At 63.1% G+C, this 18,698-nt stretch carries 15 protein-coding genes; 6 read left to right on the plus strand and 9 right to left on the minus strand.

What is annotated here, in order from left to right; translation table 11 throughout:
- Positions 1-307: 307 nt before the first annotated feature.
- Positions 308-1,246, minus strand: a complete 939-nt coding sequence (locus tag HGSM_RS03115) for an EamA family transporter (RefSeq protein ID WP_019147277.1) — start codon at positions 1,244-1,246, stop codon at positions 308-310.
- A gap of 119 nt (positions 1,247-1,365) precedes the next feature.
- Here HGSM_RS03115 and HGSM_RS03125 point away from each other — a divergent pair, with 119 nt between their 5' ends.
- The 4 genes from HGSM_RS03125 (at position 1,366) to HGSM_RS03140 (ending at position 6,586) form a co-directional block, all read left to right on the plus strand.
- Positions 1,366-1,800 (plus strand): hypothetical protein, encoded by a 435-nt coding sequence (locus HGSM_RS03125; protein ID WP_019147278.1) that lies wholly within the window; start codon positions 1,366-1,368, stop codon positions 1,798-1,800.
- Between the two features lie 82 nt (positions 1,801-1,882).
- On the plus strand, positions 1,883-3,094 hold the full coding sequence (locus HGSM_RS03130; RefSeq protein ID WP_019147279.1) for an ArsB/NhaD family transporter: 1,212 nt from the start codon (positions 1,883-1,885) through the stop codon (positions 3,092-3,094).
- Positions 3,095-3,371: 277 nt separating this feature from the next.
- On the plus strand, positions 3,372-4,457 hold the full coding sequence (locus HGSM_RS03135; protein ID WP_019147280.1) for a LacI family DNA-binding transcriptional regulator: 1,086 nt from the start codon (positions 3,372-3,374) through the stop codon (positions 4,455-4,457).
- Between the two features lie 140 nt (positions 4,458-4,597).
- Positions 4,598-6,586, plus strand: coding sequence for a right-handed parallel beta-helix repeat-containing protein (locus HGSM_RS03140; RefSeq protein ID WP_019147281.1), 1,989 nt, complete (start codon positions 4,598-4,600; stop codon positions 6,584-6,586).
- A gap of 439 nt (positions 6,587-7,025) precedes the next feature.
- Here the strand turns inward: HGSM_RS03140 and HGSM_RS03145 are convergent, their stop codons facing one another.
- A complete protein-coding gene (locus HGSM_RS03145) occupies positions 7,026-7,472 on the minus strand; it encodes a phage holin family protein (protein ID WP_019147283.1) in 447 nt (148 codons plus the stop codon).
- 211 nt (positions 7,473-7,683) lie between these two features.
- On the opposite strand from HGSM_RS03145, the gene HGSM_RS03150 reads away from it, so the two are divergent.
- Positions 7,684-9,027 (plus strand): DUF2252 domain-containing protein, encoded by a 1,344-nt coding sequence (locus tag HGSM_RS03150; RefSeq protein ID WP_230197470.1) that lies wholly within the window; start codon positions 7,684-7,686, stop codon positions 9,025-9,027.
- Between the two features lie 93 nt (positions 9,028-9,120).
- Here HGSM_RS03150 and HGSM_RS03155 read toward each other — a convergent pair whose 3' ends face one another.
- From HGSM_RS03155 to cmtR, 4 genes are all read right to left on the minus strand, one after another.
- On the minus strand, positions 9,121-9,507 hold the full coding sequence (locus HGSM_RS03155; RefSeq protein ID WP_154646226.1) for a VanZ family protein: 387 nt from the start codon (positions 9,505-9,507) through the stop codon (positions 9,121-9,123).
- A gap of 248 nt (positions 9,508-9,755) precedes the next feature.
- Positions 9,756-11,228 (minus strand): SDR family oxidoreductase, encoded by a 1,473-nt coding sequence (locus HGSM_RS03160; RefSeq protein ID WP_154646227.1) that lies wholly within the window; start codon positions 11,226-11,228, stop codon positions 9,756-9,758.
- A gap of 692 nt (positions 11,229-11,920) precedes the next feature.
- Positions 11,921-13,852 carry a heavy metal translocating P-type ATPase gene (locus HGSM_RS03165; RefSeq protein ID WP_019147289.1) on the minus strand — a complete coding sequence of 644 codons (1,932 nt, stop codon included), beginning with the start codon at positions 13,850-13,852 and terminating at the stop codon, positions 11,921-11,923.
- Positions 13,849-14,208 carry a Cd(II)/Pb(II)-sensing metalloregulatory transcriptional regulator CmtR gene (cmtR, locus tag HGSM_RS03170; RefSeq protein WP_019147290.1) on the minus strand — a complete coding sequence of 120 codons (360 nt, stop codon included), beginning with the start codon at positions 14,206-14,208 and terminating at the stop codon, positions 13,849-13,851. The genes HGSM_RS03165 and cmtR overlap by 4 nt, the downstream gene beginning before the upstream one ends.
- Positions 14,209-14,374: 166 nt before the next feature.
- Between cmtR and HGSM_RS03175 the strand changes: the two genes are divergently transcribed.
- Entirely contained in the window at positions 14,375-15,409 is a 1,035-nt protein-coding gene (locus HGSM_RS03175) for an LLM class flavin-dependent oxidoreductase (RefSeq protein ID WP_019147291.1), read from the plus strand.
- Positions 15,410-15,642: 233 nt separating this feature from the next.
- Here HGSM_RS03175 and HGSM_RS03180 read toward each other — a convergent pair whose 3' ends face one another.
- The 3 genes from HGSM_RS03180 to HGSM_RS03190 all read right to left on the minus strand — a co-directional run.
- A complete protein-coding gene (locus HGSM_RS03180; RefSeq protein ID WP_019147292.1) occupies positions 15,643-16,470 on the minus strand; it encodes an ABC transporter ATP-binding protein in 828 nt (275 codons plus the stop codon).
- Positions 16,467-17,513 (minus strand): FecCD family ABC transporter permease, encoded by a 1,047-nt coding sequence (locus HGSM_RS03185; protein ID WP_019147293.1) that lies wholly within the window; start codon positions 17,511-17,513, stop codon positions 16,467-16,469. The genes HGSM_RS03180 and HGSM_RS03185 overlap by 4 nt, the downstream gene beginning before the upstream one ends.
- A 140-nt stretch (positions 17,514-17,653) precedes the next feature.
- The coding region (locus HGSM_RS03190; protein ID WP_230197471.1) for a FecCD family ABC transporter permease at positions 17,654-18,698 on the minus strand (1,045 nt) is incomplete at its 5' end.

Consider the following 18,698-nt stretch of genomic DNA (forward strand, 5'->3'; position numbering starts at 1 on the left):
CAACTGTCACCCGTGCCCGCCCCTTTCAATATTTCGTAGGTCCAAATATACAAGTTCGGCTATCCGAACTTCAAGGGGTGGAGTGGGTTTGAGTGCGGGAAGGCGTCCGGAGAGCTTCATTGCGCGAGGTTGTATCTCTCACGGCGAGGTTGACCCTTAGAGGGTCAATGTCACCGTGAAAGGTGCAAGCTCGCGGGGTGGTGAGTGGTAGGGCGCTCAACGCTGGATAGGGTAGGCCAACTCACCGCACCCGAGCGGAAGTTGGGTGGGGCTGGGAGGTGACCACGATCGTCGGGAATCTGGGACGCTATGCGTCCAATCCCTGCCGGCGGGTCATGCGGACCGCACCGACAGACGCAACGATCACGAGGGCGGTGCCCGCCCACTGGGCCAACACCATCGTTTGGCCGAGGACGGCCCAGCCCGCGAGCGCCGCCACGGCCGGGGCGAACGCGAGGAGGATCGAGAAGAGGGAGGCCGGGATGCGTTTGAGTGCGAACAGTTCCATGGCGTACGGGAGGGCCGAGGACAGGAGCGCGATGCCCAGACCGAGCAACAGAATGTTGGGCTGGATCAGGGTCGCGCCGGTGCTCACTGCGGCGAAGGGAAGGATGGCGAGCGAGCCCACGCCCATCGCGATGGCGAGGCCATCCATGCCGGGGAACTCACGGCCGGCCCGCTGAGCACTGAGGATGTAAAGTGCCCACATTGTGGCCGCTACCAGGGCAAATGCAACGCCGACTGGGTCGAGCGCGACCGGTCCCTGTGAAAGCAGCGCAACCCCGCCGACCGCGAGCGCAACCCACAGGACGTTGAGCCAGCGGCGGGCCAGGACGATGGACAGAACCATGGGGCCGAGGACCTCGATTGTCACGGTGACACCGAGATGCAGGCGCTCGAGCGCCAGGTAGAACGAGGAGTTCATCGCCGCGAGCGCCAACCCGTACACGATCGCTGTGCGCCACGCGCGGGGCGTGATTCCACGCAGGTGCGGGCGCACCACAATCGCTAGGACCACCGTGGACAGGACCAACCGGAGCGCCACTGCGCCGAGCGCACCCACCTGAGGAAAGATCTTCACGGCGAGCGAGGCACCCAACTCCTGGCAGATCATTGCGAGGAGCATGAGGCCCGCGCCACTGGCGAGGGCGTTGGTGGTGGAGGCGTTGGTGGTGGAGGCGCCGGGTGTGCTGGAGGTGCTGTAGCTGTTGGGGGCGGGGGCGTTGCTCGCGGCGGGGGCTGGCATACCTCTATTGTCTCCCCCCTACTCCCCTCTCCATCGAACGGATGAATAATCATCCGTTCGACACCCAACGGGTCAATAATGATCCGTTCGATGCGCATGGATGCGGGAAGATAGAGCCCATGAGCACAGGATTCGAACAACTGAACCCCGGACCCGACGTCTTCGATGTTTTCAAGGCCGGTGGCAAGGCCTCCCTCGCAGGCGCGCTCGCGGGCGCCGCCGCCTCGGTTTTCATGACGACCGGCGGATTCCAAGCGTCGTGGACGTTGCTGTTCGTCATCCTGACAGCCATCTTTGGTGCCATCATCGGTGTCCTCGGGTGGTTCGTGGGTCGCTGGACGCTCAAAGCGCTCACCAAGACGAACCTCGGTCGCACAGCAAAACGCCTGGTCACATCGCTGACTTCGACCGTAGCGGGCCTCGCGTTCCTCGCCCTCACCTCGCGCTCAACCGTGAGCGCCGTGGGCTGGCCCATCGCCGTCATCATCGCCGCAATCATCTTTGTGGTCTTCTTCGTGTTCATTCCTCAGCGCGAACTTCGCCGCCAGAAATAATTAACGACGATTCCCGCACCTTCTCATGAGAAGGTACGGGAATCGTCGTTAATCAGTTGGGTAAAGGCCCTAATCTTGACCAGTGCACACTCGTGATCGCGTTTCAGTTGGTATTGGCCTTGCGCTCCTAGTTGGCGGGGCCGTTGCCGTAGGAACCGGGGCTTTCCCTGCCCATGAGGCGTCGGCTCTTGCCGAACGCGTGTGGGGAATCTTGCTGTTTGTGGTGGCCATGACGATAGTGGCCGAGTTGTCTTCCCGTGCCGGTCTCTTCGACGTTGCCGCGCGAGTGGTCATCCAGGCCGCAGGTAGCCGTTCGTGGCGGTTATGGCTGCTGATCTCGGCGTTCACGCTGGCCTGCACGATCTTCCTGAGCCTCGACACCACGGTGGTTCTCCTGACACCCATGGTCGTGGTGCTGTCCCGGCGCATCGGATTGGATCCTAAGCCGTTCGCTCTGACGGTTGTCTGGCTAGCTAACACCGGGTCAATGCTCCTTCCGATTTCGAACCTCACCAATCTGCTCGCAGCCAATAAAGTTGCCCAAGGTTCACCCGCCCAGTTTGCCTCCTTGATGTGGCCCGTAGCGGTTGTATGCGCCGTGGTCCCGATGGTGCTGATCGCCCTTGTGTTTCGCCGCGAACTCGGCGCCGCCCCGACTCTCGCGCCGAATTCCCCTCTCATTTCCACGGGCCGCCCGTTTGCCTATGCAGCACAGTTGTTTGCACGTCGACCCCTGCTCGCCATCTCTGCTGTGGTTGTATCCGCGCTGATCATTGCGCTTCTTGCTGGGGCGGAGGTGTGGATTCCTGCGACCGTCGCCGCGCTAGCCTTGGTTGCCGCGTACGCGCTCATGGACCGTTCCGCACTAACCTGGCACCTCGTGCCGCTGCCCATGATCGTGTTGACCGCCGGCCTGTTTCTGGCCATGGGAGCTGTGGGTTCGATGTTCGTTCACGAGGCTGTGGGTAACCTCCTCGCGCAGGATGACTCATCAGCCACTCTCCTTGGCACAGCCGCACTGGGCGCGGGTGGCGCCAACCTGATCAACAATCTGCCCGCTTACCTCGCGCTCGAACCGCTCGCCCATTCGCCCGCCACAATGGTCGCGCTCCTCGTCGGCGTGAACGCGGGCCCGCTCATCACGCCGTGGGCCTCCCTCGCCACCCTGCTCTGGCACGAACGCCTCGTCGCCACCGGAGTCCACGTATCGTGGTCCCGCTACATACTCCTCGGCGCAGTTGCCGCGCCTCTCATCATCATTGCCGCGTGGCTCGCGCTGCTGGTCCAGTTCTAAGTTTGAGCTTCGCTCAACCCCACGAATTGATTAACGACGATTCCCGCACCTTCTCATAAAAAGGTGCGGGAATCGTCGTTAGTAAGTTGGGCCGAGGCGGCCTGCGGCCGCACCGCCAGCCCGCATGACTGACGCACCCCTGCGCGAAAGTATTTAGGTTCTTGAGAAGCCAAGTGAGGGGAAACTCCATGTACTGCGTAAACCTGTGGCGCACGTGCGAAACTTTTTCGTTGCGCGGGCCATTGCTCTTGGTTGGCTAGCGCTATAGAACTGGTTCATGGGAGTAGAACCAACCACGCGTACACCGTCTTCCGGCGTACCCAAACTGCGACCAAACCGCGTGAACCTGAGCGATGTTGCTAGGGCAGCGGGAGTGTCGGTGGCATCCGCATCGAAGGTCCTAAACGGGCGCATTGGCGTTGCGCCTCGGACCCGACAACTCGTGGAGGAAGCCGCGGAGCAACTCGGCTACGTAGCAGTGTCTGAACGTGAACGCCCCGTGCGGACCGTGCGAGAACCTCTCATCGAGGTGGTTACTACCTCGCTGAACAGCCCTTATGCGGTTCAGTTGCTTGACGGTCTCATGCGTGGAGCGGCGCCCCACGGCGGCTCAATCACCGTGCGGGCACTGGACACGGTCCTTGATGACAACCCCATCGAATGGGCGCAAAGGCTAGCTCGCACGGGCCGGATCGGCGTCATCGAGACGGTCTCCCAGTTCTCTCAGGAGCGCGCGGACGCACTTCGCCGCGTTGGTCTTCCCTTGGTCCTCGTTGACCCACTCGACGTGCCCCCGCAGTCATACCTGTCGGTGGGTGCCACAAACTTTGCGGGTGGAAAAGCTGCCACCGAGCACCTCCTGAATCTAGGGCACACGCGTATCGCGTTCATCGGCGGGTCGGAAGGCTCCGAGTGCAACCTCGCCCGCCAGCACGGGTATCTAGCGGCTCTATCCCAACGAAATCTCATTCGGGCCGATGGTCACATAACCTTTGGGGACTTCTCGTTCGAAGAGGGACTGCGATCAGCTACAGCCCTGCTGACCTCGGCGGCTCCACCCACCGCGGTCTTTGCCTCCAGCGACCTAGTAGCGCTCGGCACGATCGAGGCTGCCCGCACGCTTGGGCTCAGAGTGCCTGAGGACCTGAGCGTCGTTGGCTTCGACGATACCTTCCTAGCCCAAACCTCCTCACCTCGCCTGACCAGCGTGCACCAGCCCATCGCAGAGATCGGCACGACCGCGGTGGACACGATAGTGCGGCTCGCCCGCGGCGAAGCGCCACGGGCAAACAGAGTCGAGCTCGCCACCCACCTGGTGGTCCGGGACTCGACGTGCCCTCCCAAGGCAAGGGAATCGTCGTAAATCAGATGTGTGAAACGCATCTGGTCCGGCGTAAGCCGGGCCGACCAGTCGGGCGCAACCCGCCGGGCACAGACCACGCACACCCAACAACACGTACGCAACGCAATGACGCAACACAACCAAAGGAATACCTAGACATCATGGCAACAACACTTCACGTCTCACCGTCCGGCGCCGATCTCTCACCAGGAACCGAGGAGCAGCCGCTGCGCACGATCAACCGCGCGGCGCAGCTTGCTCGGCCGGGAGATACTGTGCTCGTGCATGAGGGCACCTACCGCGAGTGGGTGGCGCCGCTACGTGGCGGCACCAGCGCGACCAACCGCATCACGTACCAGCCCGCTCCGGGCGCGAAGGTCACTATCAAGGGTTCCGAGCGGATCAACACCTGGGAAAACGTGGAGGGGACGACCTGGAAGGTCGAGCTTCCCAACTCGTTCTTTGGCGATTTCAACCCGTACGCGGAGGTCGTTGGCGGCGACTGGATCGTGCTACCCAAGCGCACGGACCCGCCAAAGCACCTGGGCGAGGTGTACCTGAACGGCAAGTCGTTCTACGAGGTCGCGTCCGTTGAAGAGGTCCAGAACCCGACCCGGATCGACCACGCCCGCGACGGCTGGACCGGCGTGATCGTGCCCATGCACGACCCGGACCAGACCGTGTTTGTGTGGCACGCGCAGGTCAGCGAGACCACCACAACCATTTGGGCTAACTTCCACGGCGCTAATCCCAACGAGGAACTCGTTGAGATCAACGTCCGACGCTCCGTGTTCTACCCCAAGGACCACCACGTTAACTACATCACCGTGCGAGGTTTCGAACTGGCGCAGGCAGCCAGCCCGTGGACCCCACCCACCGCTGACCAGCCAGGCCTTATCGGCCCCAACTGGGCCAAGGGCTGGATCATCGAGGACAACGACATCCACGACGCCAAGTGCTCCGCGGTGTCCCTGGGCAAGGAGCGCTCAACGGGCCACAACCTCGCCGAGGAACGCGGTGACAAGCCCGGCTACCAGTACCAGCTTGAGTCTGTGTTCTCGGCCCGCCAGATCGGCTGGGACAAGGAGCACATCGGATCGCATGTGGTCCGCCGCAACACCATCCATGACAACGGCCAGAACGGCGTGGTCGGCCACTTGGGCTGCGTGTTCTCCACCATCGAGGACAACCACATTTACAACATCGCCATCAAGCGCGAGTTCTACGGCCACGAAATCGGCGGCATCAAGCTGCACGGCGCGATCGACGTGTCGATCGCCCGCAACCACATCCACGACTGCACGCTGGGCACCTGGTTGGACTGGCAAACCCAGGGCCTCCGCCTGACCCAGAACGTCTACCACTCCAACAACCGCGACCTGTTCATCGAGGTCAGCCACGGGCCCTACGTGGTGGACCACAACGTGTTCGCCTCACGCGCTTCGGCCGAGATCCAGTGCCAGGGCGGCGCGATCGTCAACAACTTGTTCGCCGGTACGTATGCGGTGAAGTCGATCGTGGAACGCCCCACCCCGTACCACCTGCCGCACAGCACTCAGGTGGCCGGATACGCCGCGATCCTCGCGGGCGATGACCGCGTGATCGGCAACATCTTCCTCGGCGGCACCTCGGGAGCCGATGCGAGCGAGGCCTACGAGCACGGCGCCGAGCAGTGGGTCAACCCGCGCTACGGAACCGCGATCTATGACGGCTCACCCGTGAACATCGATGAGTACATCGAGCGCGTCAACGATCCCGACAAGGGCGACCACGAGCGCTTTATGGACGTGAAGCAGCCTGCGTACATTCGCAACAACTTCTACGCGGGCGGGGCCAAGGCGTTCGAGCGCGAGGAAGGTGCGGTTGTGGCTGGCGGCGGGGCCGCCAGCGCGTCCGTGTCGTTCGATGGCAAGCACCTTGCCCTGCACACCGACCTCCCAGCGGAGTTTGACTCCGCCACCGTTGGCCTCGTGGTGGGCACCGAACTGCCTCCGGTCCGGTTCGTGGGCGCGTTCTTTGAGAACCCGGACGGCTCCCCAGTCGAGCTCAACGCAGACCTGCTCGGGGCGGAAAAGACCGCCGACACACAGTATGCGGTTGGCCCGATTATCGGCCTGACCAGCGGAAAGAACACGATCACGCTCAGTTGATCTGGCTGTTTTGGCTGAGCGCCATGCTCGGTTCAGCCATTCAGCCACAGGGCGGCGCAGCCGCCCAACTGATTAACGACGATTCCCGCACCTTCTCATGAGAAGGTGCGGGAATCGTCGTCAATAGTGCCGTAAGAGGTGCCGTCCAACGGAAGTTGTCGGCAACAAAGAAGGTCCCCGCCCGGTGCGCGCCGGACGAAGACCCACACACTTAACGATTCTTGACGCACAAAGGGTTCCCGAGAGTCCACCGGCTGGCCCAACCCTCACAAGACTGGATGTAGGATGATGAGCTGGCCGCGGCAGGTGCCGAGGAGCGGATGTCTGTCAGTGACTGGCGTCGCGGACCACGTGGATGTGGACGAAGGCAAGCGTGCGTCTCGTCTTCATCTGCTGGCTTCATTTGCGGCGCTACCGCAGTGTCGCCGGGTGTCCGCAATCAGGCTTCAGCGCCACCATTGCGCTTGTTCTGGCGCGCCAACGCACGCAGTCGTTCCTTGTCTTCTTGCTTGGTGCCCCACCACTTCTTGATGATGAGTGCCCCGAGGATCCAGATACCGAGCGCGGAAACGATCCACACCACCAGGGTAGAAGCGATCCACGATGTGGTTCCGTTGATCATGATTCCGCCCGGGAACAGGGTTGCGATCCACAGAGCTAGGAGCGTGGACACTAGCCCGATTCCACCAAGGATTGCCGAAGCGTACTTGCGGGCAAGGTTGAACACGAATGGCCCCAAAATTGCTTGCGCCACGGTAAAGACCGCTACCGCGATGATGAACCCCTTGCCATTGATAGTGAACCCATCCACCACGAGCTTGGCTACGAAGAAGGCAATGACTGCGGACAGCAAATTGACGCAAATGTTAAGCAGAAACCGGACCATGCGGACACTCCGTTGTTGTTTTGGTGAAGGCATCGCAGGATTCCTAGTGACCTGCAGTTATAGCCAGAATCCCCCGCCGGTTGGAGTACGTCAACGTGGATCGGAATTTTCATCCACTACGAGGGCTCACACACCGTTACGCTGGCAAAATAACGCAGCGGATATGGCTGACAGTGTCGTCGCTTCTTGAGAGGAAGTTCCCATGGTTCTGATGTCTTCAGCCCAGGCCGCGCAGGCCGGACGCGCCCGACGCAAAGCAGTCCCGCGAGCTGCACTGGGACTCTGGGAAGGAGACTTCCCGGGAGGAGATCGCGATCCCCTCGCCATCATCGACGAGCAGAACGAGACCCGACTCCAGGAACTCGTCCCTCTGCGCATGGAGAGAATGGCGCAGAGCGCATTCACGTTCTACCGCGGAACTGCCGCGATCATGGCCGCCGACCTCGCTAAAGGCCAGCACTCCGGCATCATGGTTGCCGCTTGCGGGGACGCTCACGTGAGCAACTTCGGGTTTTATGCCTCTCCACAGCGCACTCTGCTGTTCGACCTCAACGACTTCGACGAGGCTGCCTGGGCACCGTGGGAGTGGGACCTCAAGCGACTGACTACCAGCATCATCATTGCCGGTCAGGCCACCCATCGGGATACTGCAGTCATCCTTGAGGCTGCCCGCAACTCGATCACCAGCTACCTACGCGCCACTCGGTCGATCGCCGAAATCGACCCTTTGGCCAGGTACTACACCCACTTTGACCCAGAATCCGCCATGGGGACACTGGACAAGGACTCCAAGAAGGCAGTCAAGCGCGCAACCAAGGCCGCAATGCGGCGCACCGGCGAGCGTGCGGCCGGCAAGCTCACCGAGATCGGCCACGACGGCCGCAGCCAGTTTCTCGAGAACCCTCCCGCAATCGCCCGCGCAACCCCAGACACCGAGGAGGTCGTGCGGCAGGGCCTGGAGCGCTACATTGCCTCGGCGAATGTGGACGTCCAAATGCTCCTGCAGCAGTACGAGATGGTGGATGTTGCTCGCCGCGCGGTGGGCGTCGGGTCGGTCGGCACGCGCTGCCTGGTCTCTCTCATGAGCGACGCCGACAGCAACCACCTCGTCCTCCAAACCAAGCAGGCAGGCCGCAGCGTCCTCGAACAGTACGGTGGGATCGAGCAACCGGCGCTCGTCAACGAGCGAGTCAGTCAACAGGGCCAAGGCGCGCGGGTGGTCAGCCTCCAGCGCATCCTCCAGGCATACTCCGACCCGTTCCTCGGGTTCTTCACCAACGATCTCGGCGACTTCTACGTCCGCCAATTCCATGACATGAAGGGCGGCATCGACACCGAAACCCTCAGCGACGCCGCGTTCCTGCAGTACGCCAGGTCCTGCGCGATCGTGCTCGCCCGCGCCCACGGCCAGTCCGGCCGCAGCGCCGAAATCACCGCTTACGCCGGGAAGGGTCCGCAAATCACTGCGGCCCTACTGGACTGGTGCTTCGCTTACGCTCGCACCGCCACCGCGGACTTCGTCGCTTTTGAAAAACGCCTCACGCAGTCCCGTTGAAGAACCCCACATTATCGACGATCGTGGTTACGGCCCAGCCCCACCTAGGGACTCGGAACCCTTCTTGAGAAAGGACGCTAAGCACTGCGGCGCTTAGGCCCAATTGGGCTTTTCGCGGTTGGAACGCCGGGCACTCAGGAACATCGCTACTACCGCAAGGACCGCGCCAAGTGCAGCACCAGCTGTGTTGTACACCCAATCATTTGTGGAGCAGCTCCTGCCCAACCCAGGCAGGAAGGCTTGCACAATCTCAATTGCGGCCGAACCTGCGCACGCCCAGAGGAGTGCAGTGAGAGGTCGGCGAGACCAGATTCCAGCGAGCAGAGTAAGGGGCACGAACATCACTGCATTCGCAATGAGTTCCACGGCGCCAAGCCGCGGGGCCGAGATTTCCGCGTGACAACCTACTTCCATGACGCGTCCGGTGGGGACGAGAGTCAGAAGAAGGACAGCAAGAATCGCGACTACAAGCAGACTCACAGTGAGTGACCGCCGCGGAACTAGAACTGCACCGCACAATGGCCCTGCGAGAACCAGTAGTGCCAAGGCAGCCGTGGTAAGCCAAGGATTTTCAGCGAGAATCGTCGAGAGCACTCGATAATCCTAAGGTAACCGGCTCTGATATCTCGCCTGCCGAAGGTGCGTTAGTGATTCGATGAAGCGTTCGAGCGAAAGTTGGGGCACACACCCTAGACGAGAGGGGTGAAGGTGACCACAATCGTCGTGAATCAGGGGTTTTCGGGTTCACTCAACTCGCCCTGGGCGAGCGAGACGATGCGGTTACTCATGCCGCTGAAGATGAGGCCGTGAAACGGCAGCATCGCGAGCCAGTACAGCCGGCCGCTCAGGCCCTTGGGGATAAACACGGCGCGCTGGGTGTACTTGGAACCTTGTGGATCGGGCTCGACGCCGAGTTCGAGCCAAGCTTGGCCGGGGAGTCGCATCTCGGCGCGCAAGCGCACAAGCCTACCCGGATCCACCTGCTCGACCCGCCAGAAGTCGACGGCGTCGCCGACCCTTAAAGTGGACCTGGAACGTCGGCCTCGTTGGAGGCCAACACCGCCAAAGAACCTGTCGATCACCCCACGAGCCGCCCACAGGAATGGCGCCGAGTACCATCCCGTATCGCCGCCAATCTGCATAATCACCTTCCACACCTCTTCAGGTGAAGCGGAAGTGACGCTCTCGCGATTGTCCTGATTGACGGTGCGGCCCGACCAATCGGGGTCGTTAGGCATCGGATCACTGGGAGCCAGAGGAACCCGGGCGTCGACCCAGCTCGTCTCAACGTCATCCAACTCGATCCGTGCGAGGGCCAACTCCACGGACCTTTTGTACGGTGTGAGGCCGGTAGTCGGTGGCGGGATGATGGCGTCGATGTCGTGGTTCTTCATGACGCAGTCGTGCTGAAGGGACTCAACCAGCGGTCGCGCGATGCGGCGCGGAACCGGGGTCACCAGACCAACCCAGTGCGATGCAAGGCGCGGAGTGAGGACCGGGAGAGCCACGATGTACCGGTGCGGGAGGCCTGCCACCGCCCCGTATCCGTTCATCATGTCGCAGTAGCGCAACACGTCGGGTCCCCCGATATCGAAGGCTTGGTTGTGGTCACCCTCCACTCGGGCAGCAGCCAGCAGGTAGTACAGAATGTCACGGATGGAAATTGGCTGGATCCGGTTCTGGACCCACCGCGGCGCAGGCATAAACGGGAGGACATCGGTGAGGTGGCGGACCATCTCGAAAGACGCGGATCCCGATCCGATGATGACCCCGGCTTGGAGCACAATCGTGGGAGTGGTCGAGTTGAGGAGCACATCGCCCACTTCCTTACGAGATGCGAGGTGGTGGGAGAGCTCGACATTGTCAGGGTGGAGTCCGCCGAGGTAGATGATGCGTTGGACGTTGGCCTCGCCTGCCGCGCGGGCGACTGTTCGTGCAATGTCCCGATCCAAACTCTCAAAGTCCTTGCCCGCAGACATCGAGTGCACCAGGTGGAATACCACGGTGACCTCCTTCATCGCGCCTGTCATAGCCTCGAGGTCGGAGGCGTCTCCCTCGACAACGTCAACAGCCCCATTCCACGGATTGGAATCGAGCCTGGCGCGATTACGCGTGAGAAGACGGACACGATAGCCCGCGGTGACGAGTCGCGGGATAAGCCGCCCGCCCACGTACCCCGTGCCGCCCAGGACGAGGGCCAAAGGCGAGGTGCCATCTGGGAGCTGTCTGGCGCGGAGCTCTGGTTCCGCACCTGAGGGTGCGGTGAGCTCTTGAGCGGTGGGAGGGGTTGGGGTTGGGGGTTTGGGAGGGGTTGGAGGTTCGGGAGGGGTTGGAGGTTCGGGTGGGGTTGGGGAGTTAGCACGAGCGCGCGTTGACGCAGGTGGGAGCCCGGTTAGTTCTTGGGTATGGGCTGGAGAACGTGGGGCCGACGGATTGGACGGCGTGGGTAGCTTGGACGCGGGCCGGCTCCGTATTGGGTTCCTAGACATCGTGACCCCTCTCGGTTGTTTCTCCAGACCGGCATCGAGGCAATTTGCCTCTGCCGTGTTCCCCACCGCCACAGTTCCCCACCGCCACAGTTTCCCGACGCCGTGAGGGCGTCTACAGGGCGATGAACACGGCCGGGTTATCTCCGAATCGTTCGAGTCTCCCCTACTGCGGATCCCTTCGCAACGGGAAATCCCCAGACACGGACGTGACCGGGCGGTGTGGGGAGAAGGTGACCATGATCGTCGAAAATCTGGTTTTCAAGGCGGTATCAACGGATGGAGGGCGGCACAGCCGCCCCTCTCCCCATCGAACGGATGCTTATTCATACGTTGGGTGCCGAACGGATCGATATTCATCCGTTCAATGGGGTTTGGGTGGGGCTGAGGTTTGGGTGGGGCTGGCTCTAGGCCGCCACGTTCCGCGTGCGAGCTGCGCGCAGGCCATTGAGGATGACGATGACCTCGGCAACCTCGTGGACCAGCACGACTGCGGCAAGGTTGAGGAGGCCAAACAGGGCGAGCGGGAGCAGCGAGGCGATGATTAAGAGCGACAGGACGATGTTCTGGTTCATGATGTGCCGGCCACGGCGCGCATGAGCAAACGCCCGTGGGAGTAACCGCAGGTCATGACCAGTAAAGGCGACGTCTGCTGACTCGATCGCGGCATCTGAACCGGTCGCACCCATCGCAACTCCGAGGTCGGCGGTGGCCAGGGCGGGGGCATCGTTGATGCCATCTCCGATCATCGCCACGGCGCCAGCCGAGCGAAGGTCACCGATAACTACGGCCTTGCTCTCGGGGCGCAACTCAGCGCGTACGTCGTCGATTCCGGCCTGCTGCGCGAGGGCGGTCGCGGTGCGAGCGTTATCGCCGGTGAGCATGGTCAGGCCGATGCCCTGATCAGCAAGGGTACTGACGACCTCAGTGACCTCTGGACGCAACTCGTCACGAACGCCGATTGCCGCGACCACCGAGCCATTTCGGTGGACGATCACGACCGTCATGCCCTGCTCCTCGAGGCCGGAAATCTGGCTGTTGAGGGAGGAGGCGGGGGTTGCTTGCTCGAGCCAACGAGGGCTGCCCACCGCGATACTCAGGCCATCCACTACTCCCTCAATGCCATGACCCGGACGTTCGGTCACGTGTTGAGCGGAAGGGGTCTCCGGCGAGGCGGCAACGATAGCGGCTGCGAGTGGGTGGGTGCTGTGTTGTTCGAGCGCAGCAGCCCAGGACAGTGCCTGCTCCCGAGTTACGCCGTCAACGGTGAGGACTTCGGACACCGTTGGCTTGTTCTGAGTAAGCGTCCCGGTCTTGTCCACGGCAATGTGCCGGATCACGCCAAATCGCTCGAATGCAGCACCGGATTTGATGATCACGCCGAATCTACTGGCAGCCCCAACGGCAGACACCACGGTCAGCGGAACCGAAATTGCCAGTGCGCAAGGGGACGCAGCTACGAGGACTACGAGGGCGCGCGTGATCCACACCTCCGGGTCGCCAAGCAGTGAGCCGATGAGGGCGACAAGGATGGACAGCACCAGCACGCCCGGAACCAGAGGCCGCGCGATGGTATCAGCCAAACGAGCACGGTCCCCCTTGTCCGCTTGCGCCCGCTCGACGAGTTCAACGATCGTGGTCAACGAGTTGTCGGTGCCCGCGGCCGTTGTTTCGACCTCCAAGACCCCGTTCGCGTTGATCACACCTGCGGAAACACTGTCACCAGGAACGACCTCGACGGGGATCGACTCGCCCGTGATCGCGGACGTATCGAGGCTCGAACGCCCCGCCGTGATGACTCCATCCGTGGCAATGCGTTCGCCGGGCCGAACCAGCAGGGTCTGCCCCACGGAAAGGTCCTTGGCCGCAATTTCCAGTGATTCGCCGCCTTGGCGAATTGTCGCGGTTTCCGGGACCAGCTTGAGCAGCGCTCGCAAACCATCATGAGCACGATCCATCGCCTTGTCCTCGAGTGCTTCCGCAATTGAGTAGAGGAATGCGAGCGCCGCAGCCTCCTCGACATACCCGAGGATGACGGCTCCGATTGCGCTGATCGTCATCAACAGACTGATGCTCAGCTTCCCGGTGCGGAGCTTTCTGATCGCACCCGGGGTGAACGTTGAGGCGCCCAGCAGCAGACCGATCCAGAACAGCACAGTTGCCGGAAGATCTGCGCCGTTCCATTGCGCGATCAGACCGGCGAGGAACGCGATTCCTGAAAACACCGGGATCATGATCCCGAGGTCCCGCCACCATGGAGTGTCCGCGGCCTCAATAATCTCGCCGTCCTCGCCGACTTCGGCCTTCCGAGTGTCCTCGCAACCGCATGCGCTACTCACGCGTCCACTCCCTTCTGGCAGCAGCCTGGAACCGAGCACGATGAATCTATGCAGGGAGCTTGCGCGTCAACTGCGAGGGTCACGTCCAACAGCGCAGTCAGTGCTGCGGAAAGGTGCGGATCCGAGATGACGTATCGAGTTTGACGCCCTTCAGGCTCAGCAACAACGATCCCGCAGTCGCGCAGGCACGTCAGGTGGTTTGAGACGTTCGAGCGGCTCAACCCCAACTCGCGCGAAAGCACCGCGGGGTAGTTTGGTCCGTCAAGCAGCATCATCAGGGTTCTGGAGCGCGTTGGGTCCGCCATGGCCCGGCCTAGCCGGTTCATGACGTCGAGGCGCGAAGCAATGGTCAGCACATGCTGATCATACAGTGAATGCTGAACTGTTTGTGGGCCTCTCAGCGTTGCTTGGGGTCCTTAGAAGGGTGCCACATGGTGCACGTGGCGCATGTGCCACGTCGGTGTTGGCACTGGTGGCGAAGGTTCACGGAACATCTAGGCGGAATGTGCGGTTGACTGAAGTATGAAGAAAATCGGATTCCTGTCATTCGGGCACTGGACGCCGCACCCGGCAAGCCAGGCACAATCTGCCTCGGACGTACTGCTGCAGTCGATTGACTTGGCGCAGGCCGTTGAGGACCTCGGTGGCGACGGCGCATACTTCCGCGTACACCACTTTGCGCGGCAACTCGCCTCGCCATTCCCACTGCTCGCGGCGATCGGCGCCAAGACGAACCGCATCGAAATCGGTACGGGTGTGATCGACATGCGCTACGAAAACCCGCTGTATATGGTCGAAGACGCGGGAGCCGCAGACCTGATCTCTGGGCAGCGACTGCAGCTCGGCATCTCGCGCGGGTCACCCGAGCAGGTCATCGAGGGATATAAGTACTTCGGGTACGCGCCAAGTGAGGGTCAGACCGACGCCGACATGGCGCGCAAGCACACCGAGATCTTCCTTGACCAGCTAGAAGGCCGAGGATTCGCGGAACCCAACCCGCGGCCAATGTTCCCCAACCCGCCGGGACTCTTGCGGCTCGAGCCGCACTCGGAAACCCTGCGCCAACGCATCTGGTGGGGTGCGGGGTCGGACTCTACCGCCGCGTGGACCGCGGAAATGGGCATGAACCTGATGAGCTCGACCCTCAAGGCCGACGAATCCGGCGAGCCGTTCCACGTCCAGCAGGCCAAGCAGATCCGCCACTTCCGCGAGGTCTGGAAGGAACAGGGCCACGACTTTGAGCCTCGGGTTTCCGTGTCCCGGTCCATCTTTGCTCTGGTCAACGATGAGGACCGCCGGAACTTTGGGGTCGCGGGTGAGCGCCAAGACCAGTTCGGGTCGATCGGCGGCAGCGGACCCGATAGCGGGCGGGCGGTATTCGGGCGCACCTACGCGGATGAGCCCGACAAGCTGGTGGAACAACTGGCCGAGGACGAGGCAATCGCCGAGGCCGACACCCTGCTGCTGACCGTGCCAAACCAGTTGGGCGTGGACTACAACGCGCACGTGGTCGACGCGATCCTCAAGCACGTGGCTCCGGGGCTCGGATGGCGGTAGGTGGTCTAGCCCTCCATCGGCACTAGAGCCATGCGTTCGGGCCCGGCCTTGAGTTCCATGGTTGTGTGCGACGTTGGGGCGCGGATTTGGGGCCAGTTCGGTGGCCCACATTTGTGAGTGCCGCCCATAGGTGTCGAATGCCGTCCCCGCGCGACGGCACTCAGCACCTGCGGACGGCACTCGCGAATGGGAAGACCCACCCAACCCCCGCACACCTAGGCCTCAGCCCAGAACTACTGCCCCGCCACCGGCCTGTGGTGACGCGAGAACGGCACCACGCTCGGCGTCCCGGCGATAGCGTCGGGCACCACGAGCGCCTCTACACCGAACACCTCGCGCACCAGATCCGCCGTAACCACGTCGCTTGGGGTGCCGGCCGCCACGATTCGCCCAGCGTGCATCGCAACTAGGTGATCCGCATACCTGCAGGCCAGCGAGAGCTCGTGCAGCACCATCACGATCGTGGTGCCGCGCGTCCGGTTGAGGTCCATGAGCAGGTCAAGCACCTCGAGTTGGTACGCAATGTCCAGATACGTCGTCGGTTCATCGAGCAGCAGCACGTCCGTTTGCTGCGCAAGCGCCATCGCGATCCACACGCGCTGACGCTGTCCGCCGGACAGCTCATCAACCCGCCGTCCTGCCAGCGCAAGGACGCCCGCGGCGGCGAGGGAATCGTCGACAATCTGGTCATCCTGCGCCGTGGAACGGCGCAGCCACGACTGGTGCGGGTACCGCCCGCGCGAAACCAAGTCGGACACCGTGATGGAATCGGGTGCGATCGGGGTCTGCGGCAGCAGACCTAACTGCCGCGCCACCTGCGTTGACGGGAGCGAGTTGATGTCGGCGCCGTCAAGCAGAACCGCGCCCGACGTGGGCGCGAGCAGCCGCGAATACCCCTTGAGTAGCGTGGATTTTCCGCACGCGTTCGGCCCCACCAGCACGGTGATTTTGCCGGCGGGCACGTCCAAACTCAAATTTTCGACGATTGTGCGCCCGTCATATCCGAGAGTCACGTTCTCGGCGACAAGACTGCGAGTGGTTGCGTTGTGTGGCGAGGTCATGCGTTTCCTCCGGGTCGCGAGGATGATGATCGGGACAGAAGCCAGGCGAGGTAGGGTGCGCCGAGCGCACCCGTGACCACGCCCACGGGGAAGGCCTGGCCGGGGATTGCGTACTGGGCGAGCAGGTCGGCGCCGGAGACAAGCGCGCCGCCCACTGCCGCCGAGGCCGCGAGGGACAGCGAGGTTCCGCCCACGAGCCGGCGTGCAATGTGTGGGGCCATGAGCGCGACGAACGAGATGGGTCCGGCCACTCCCACGGCGAGCGCCGTGAGCACGACTGCCAGCGCCAGCACGATGACTCGGTCTTGTTCCACGTGAAACCCTAGGCCGGTTGCGGTGTCGTCGCCGAGTTCGAGGGCACGGAGTTTCCGGGTGCTGAGGGCGAGGAGCGCGAGGCAGGCGGCAGCACCGATCGCTGCCACGGTCACCGCTCCCACCTGCACGGATGCGAGCGATCCGGTGAGCCAGGTGTATGCCACGGTGGCGTCGCGAAGCTCGACCTTGGTCATCATGTACGAGGTGATCGCGGTGCATACCGCGGCCACGCCAATGCCGATGAGCACGAGCCTGAAACCCTGCATGCCGTGGCGCCAGGCCAACAGGCCGACCACCGCGGCGGCGAGGATACCACCGAGCACCACCACGGCCATGAGGCTGAGGCCGGAAAGCCGGAAGATGAGCACGCCGACGATGCCCGCGGCCGCGGCCCCCGAGGTCACGCCGATGATGTCGGGGCTGGCCAGCGGGTTGCGCAGGACAGACTGGAAGACCGCGCCGGCCACACCGAGGCACACCCCCACGAGGGCTGCCGCGGCCGCGCGCGGGAGGCGGAGCTCGAGGACCACGAACTGGACCACGGGGGCGGCCTGACCGGTGAAGGCCTCGAAGACCTCACGGGCGGTGAGGCCGGCCTCGCCGAGGAGGAGCGTGACGGTGAAGAGCGCCGCCAGCAGCACAAAGAAAACCGTGCAGACCGCAACGGTGCGCAGCCGAAGTCGGTTGCGCAGCGTGTGGGTGGTGCTGGCGCTGTTCGGATGAGCCACCCGGCTCCCTTTGTCATCGAGAGTATTCCTGAGCCCACTCTCGACGTCGAGAGTGGGCTCAGGAATACACTCGTTCGAGATGGGTGGGGTGGGATCAGAGGCCCCAACAGGCTCAGGTGTTGAGTTCGGACGTGGGGTCATCACAGGGTCGCCGCCTTTCCGCGTCGAATGATCGCGATGAACACGGGAGCGCCAATGACAGCAAGCACGATGCCCACTTGAAGTTCGCCAGGCCGCGCAACCACCCGGGCCAGCACATCCGAAACCAGGATGACCACGGCGGCCACCGGCGCCGAGAACGCGAGTATCCAGCGGTAGTCGGGGCCCGCAAACGCGCGCACGGCGTGCGGAACAACTAGCCCCAGGAACGCGATCGGTCCGGCAACGGCCGTGGCCGCACCACCAAGAACCGCGATGACCACTCCGCTGAGCACGCGCGCCCGGCCCGTGTTCAAGCCAAGGCCGTGTGCCGTGTCATCGCCGAGCGCCAACAGGTTCAGTGAGCGCCCCACGGCCAACGCGAGAACCCCGCCCACCACGAACAGCGGAAGCGCAGGGAATAGCACGTCGTACCCGCGCCCGGCCAAGGAACCCACCTGCCAGAAGCGCATGGAATCGAGGGCCTGATCGTCCGAAATGAGGATGCCTGAGACCACCGACGAAAACGACGCCGCGATCGCAGCGCCAGCAAGCGCGAGCTTCACCGGGGTAGCACCCTCGCGCCCGCGAGACGCCAAGAACCATACAAGAATCGTGGCAGCGCCAGCTCCGACCACGCCAAACCACATGTACTGGGCAGGAGCCGTGGCCCCCACCAGAATGATCCCCGAGACCACGCCAAGAGCGGCACCCTGGTTGATGCCGAGGATGCCCAAGTCGGCCAGCGGGTTGCGCGTCACGCCCTGCGCTACCGTGCCCGCGAGCCCCAAGGCCGCGCCAACCACAACGCCTACAACCGTACGCGGGATCCGCTTTTCCACCACGGCAATGTGCTCCGGGTTGGTGGCATCATACGAGGTCAGCGCCTCCCACACGGTGCGCAGGGGGATCTGCGCCGCGCCTATGGCAAGGGAAGCCGCGACCGCGCAGACCAGCGCGACTGCAATCAGGAGCGCCACCAAGGTCCTGCGGCTCATGGGATGGGACTCATTCGTCGAAAATCCTTTAATAACACCCCACAGGCCG

Source organism: Timonella senegalensis JC301, from assembly GCF_000312125.1.
GTDB lineage: Bacteria > Actinomycetota > Actinomycetes > Actinomycetales > Cellulomonadaceae > Timonella > Timonella senegalensis.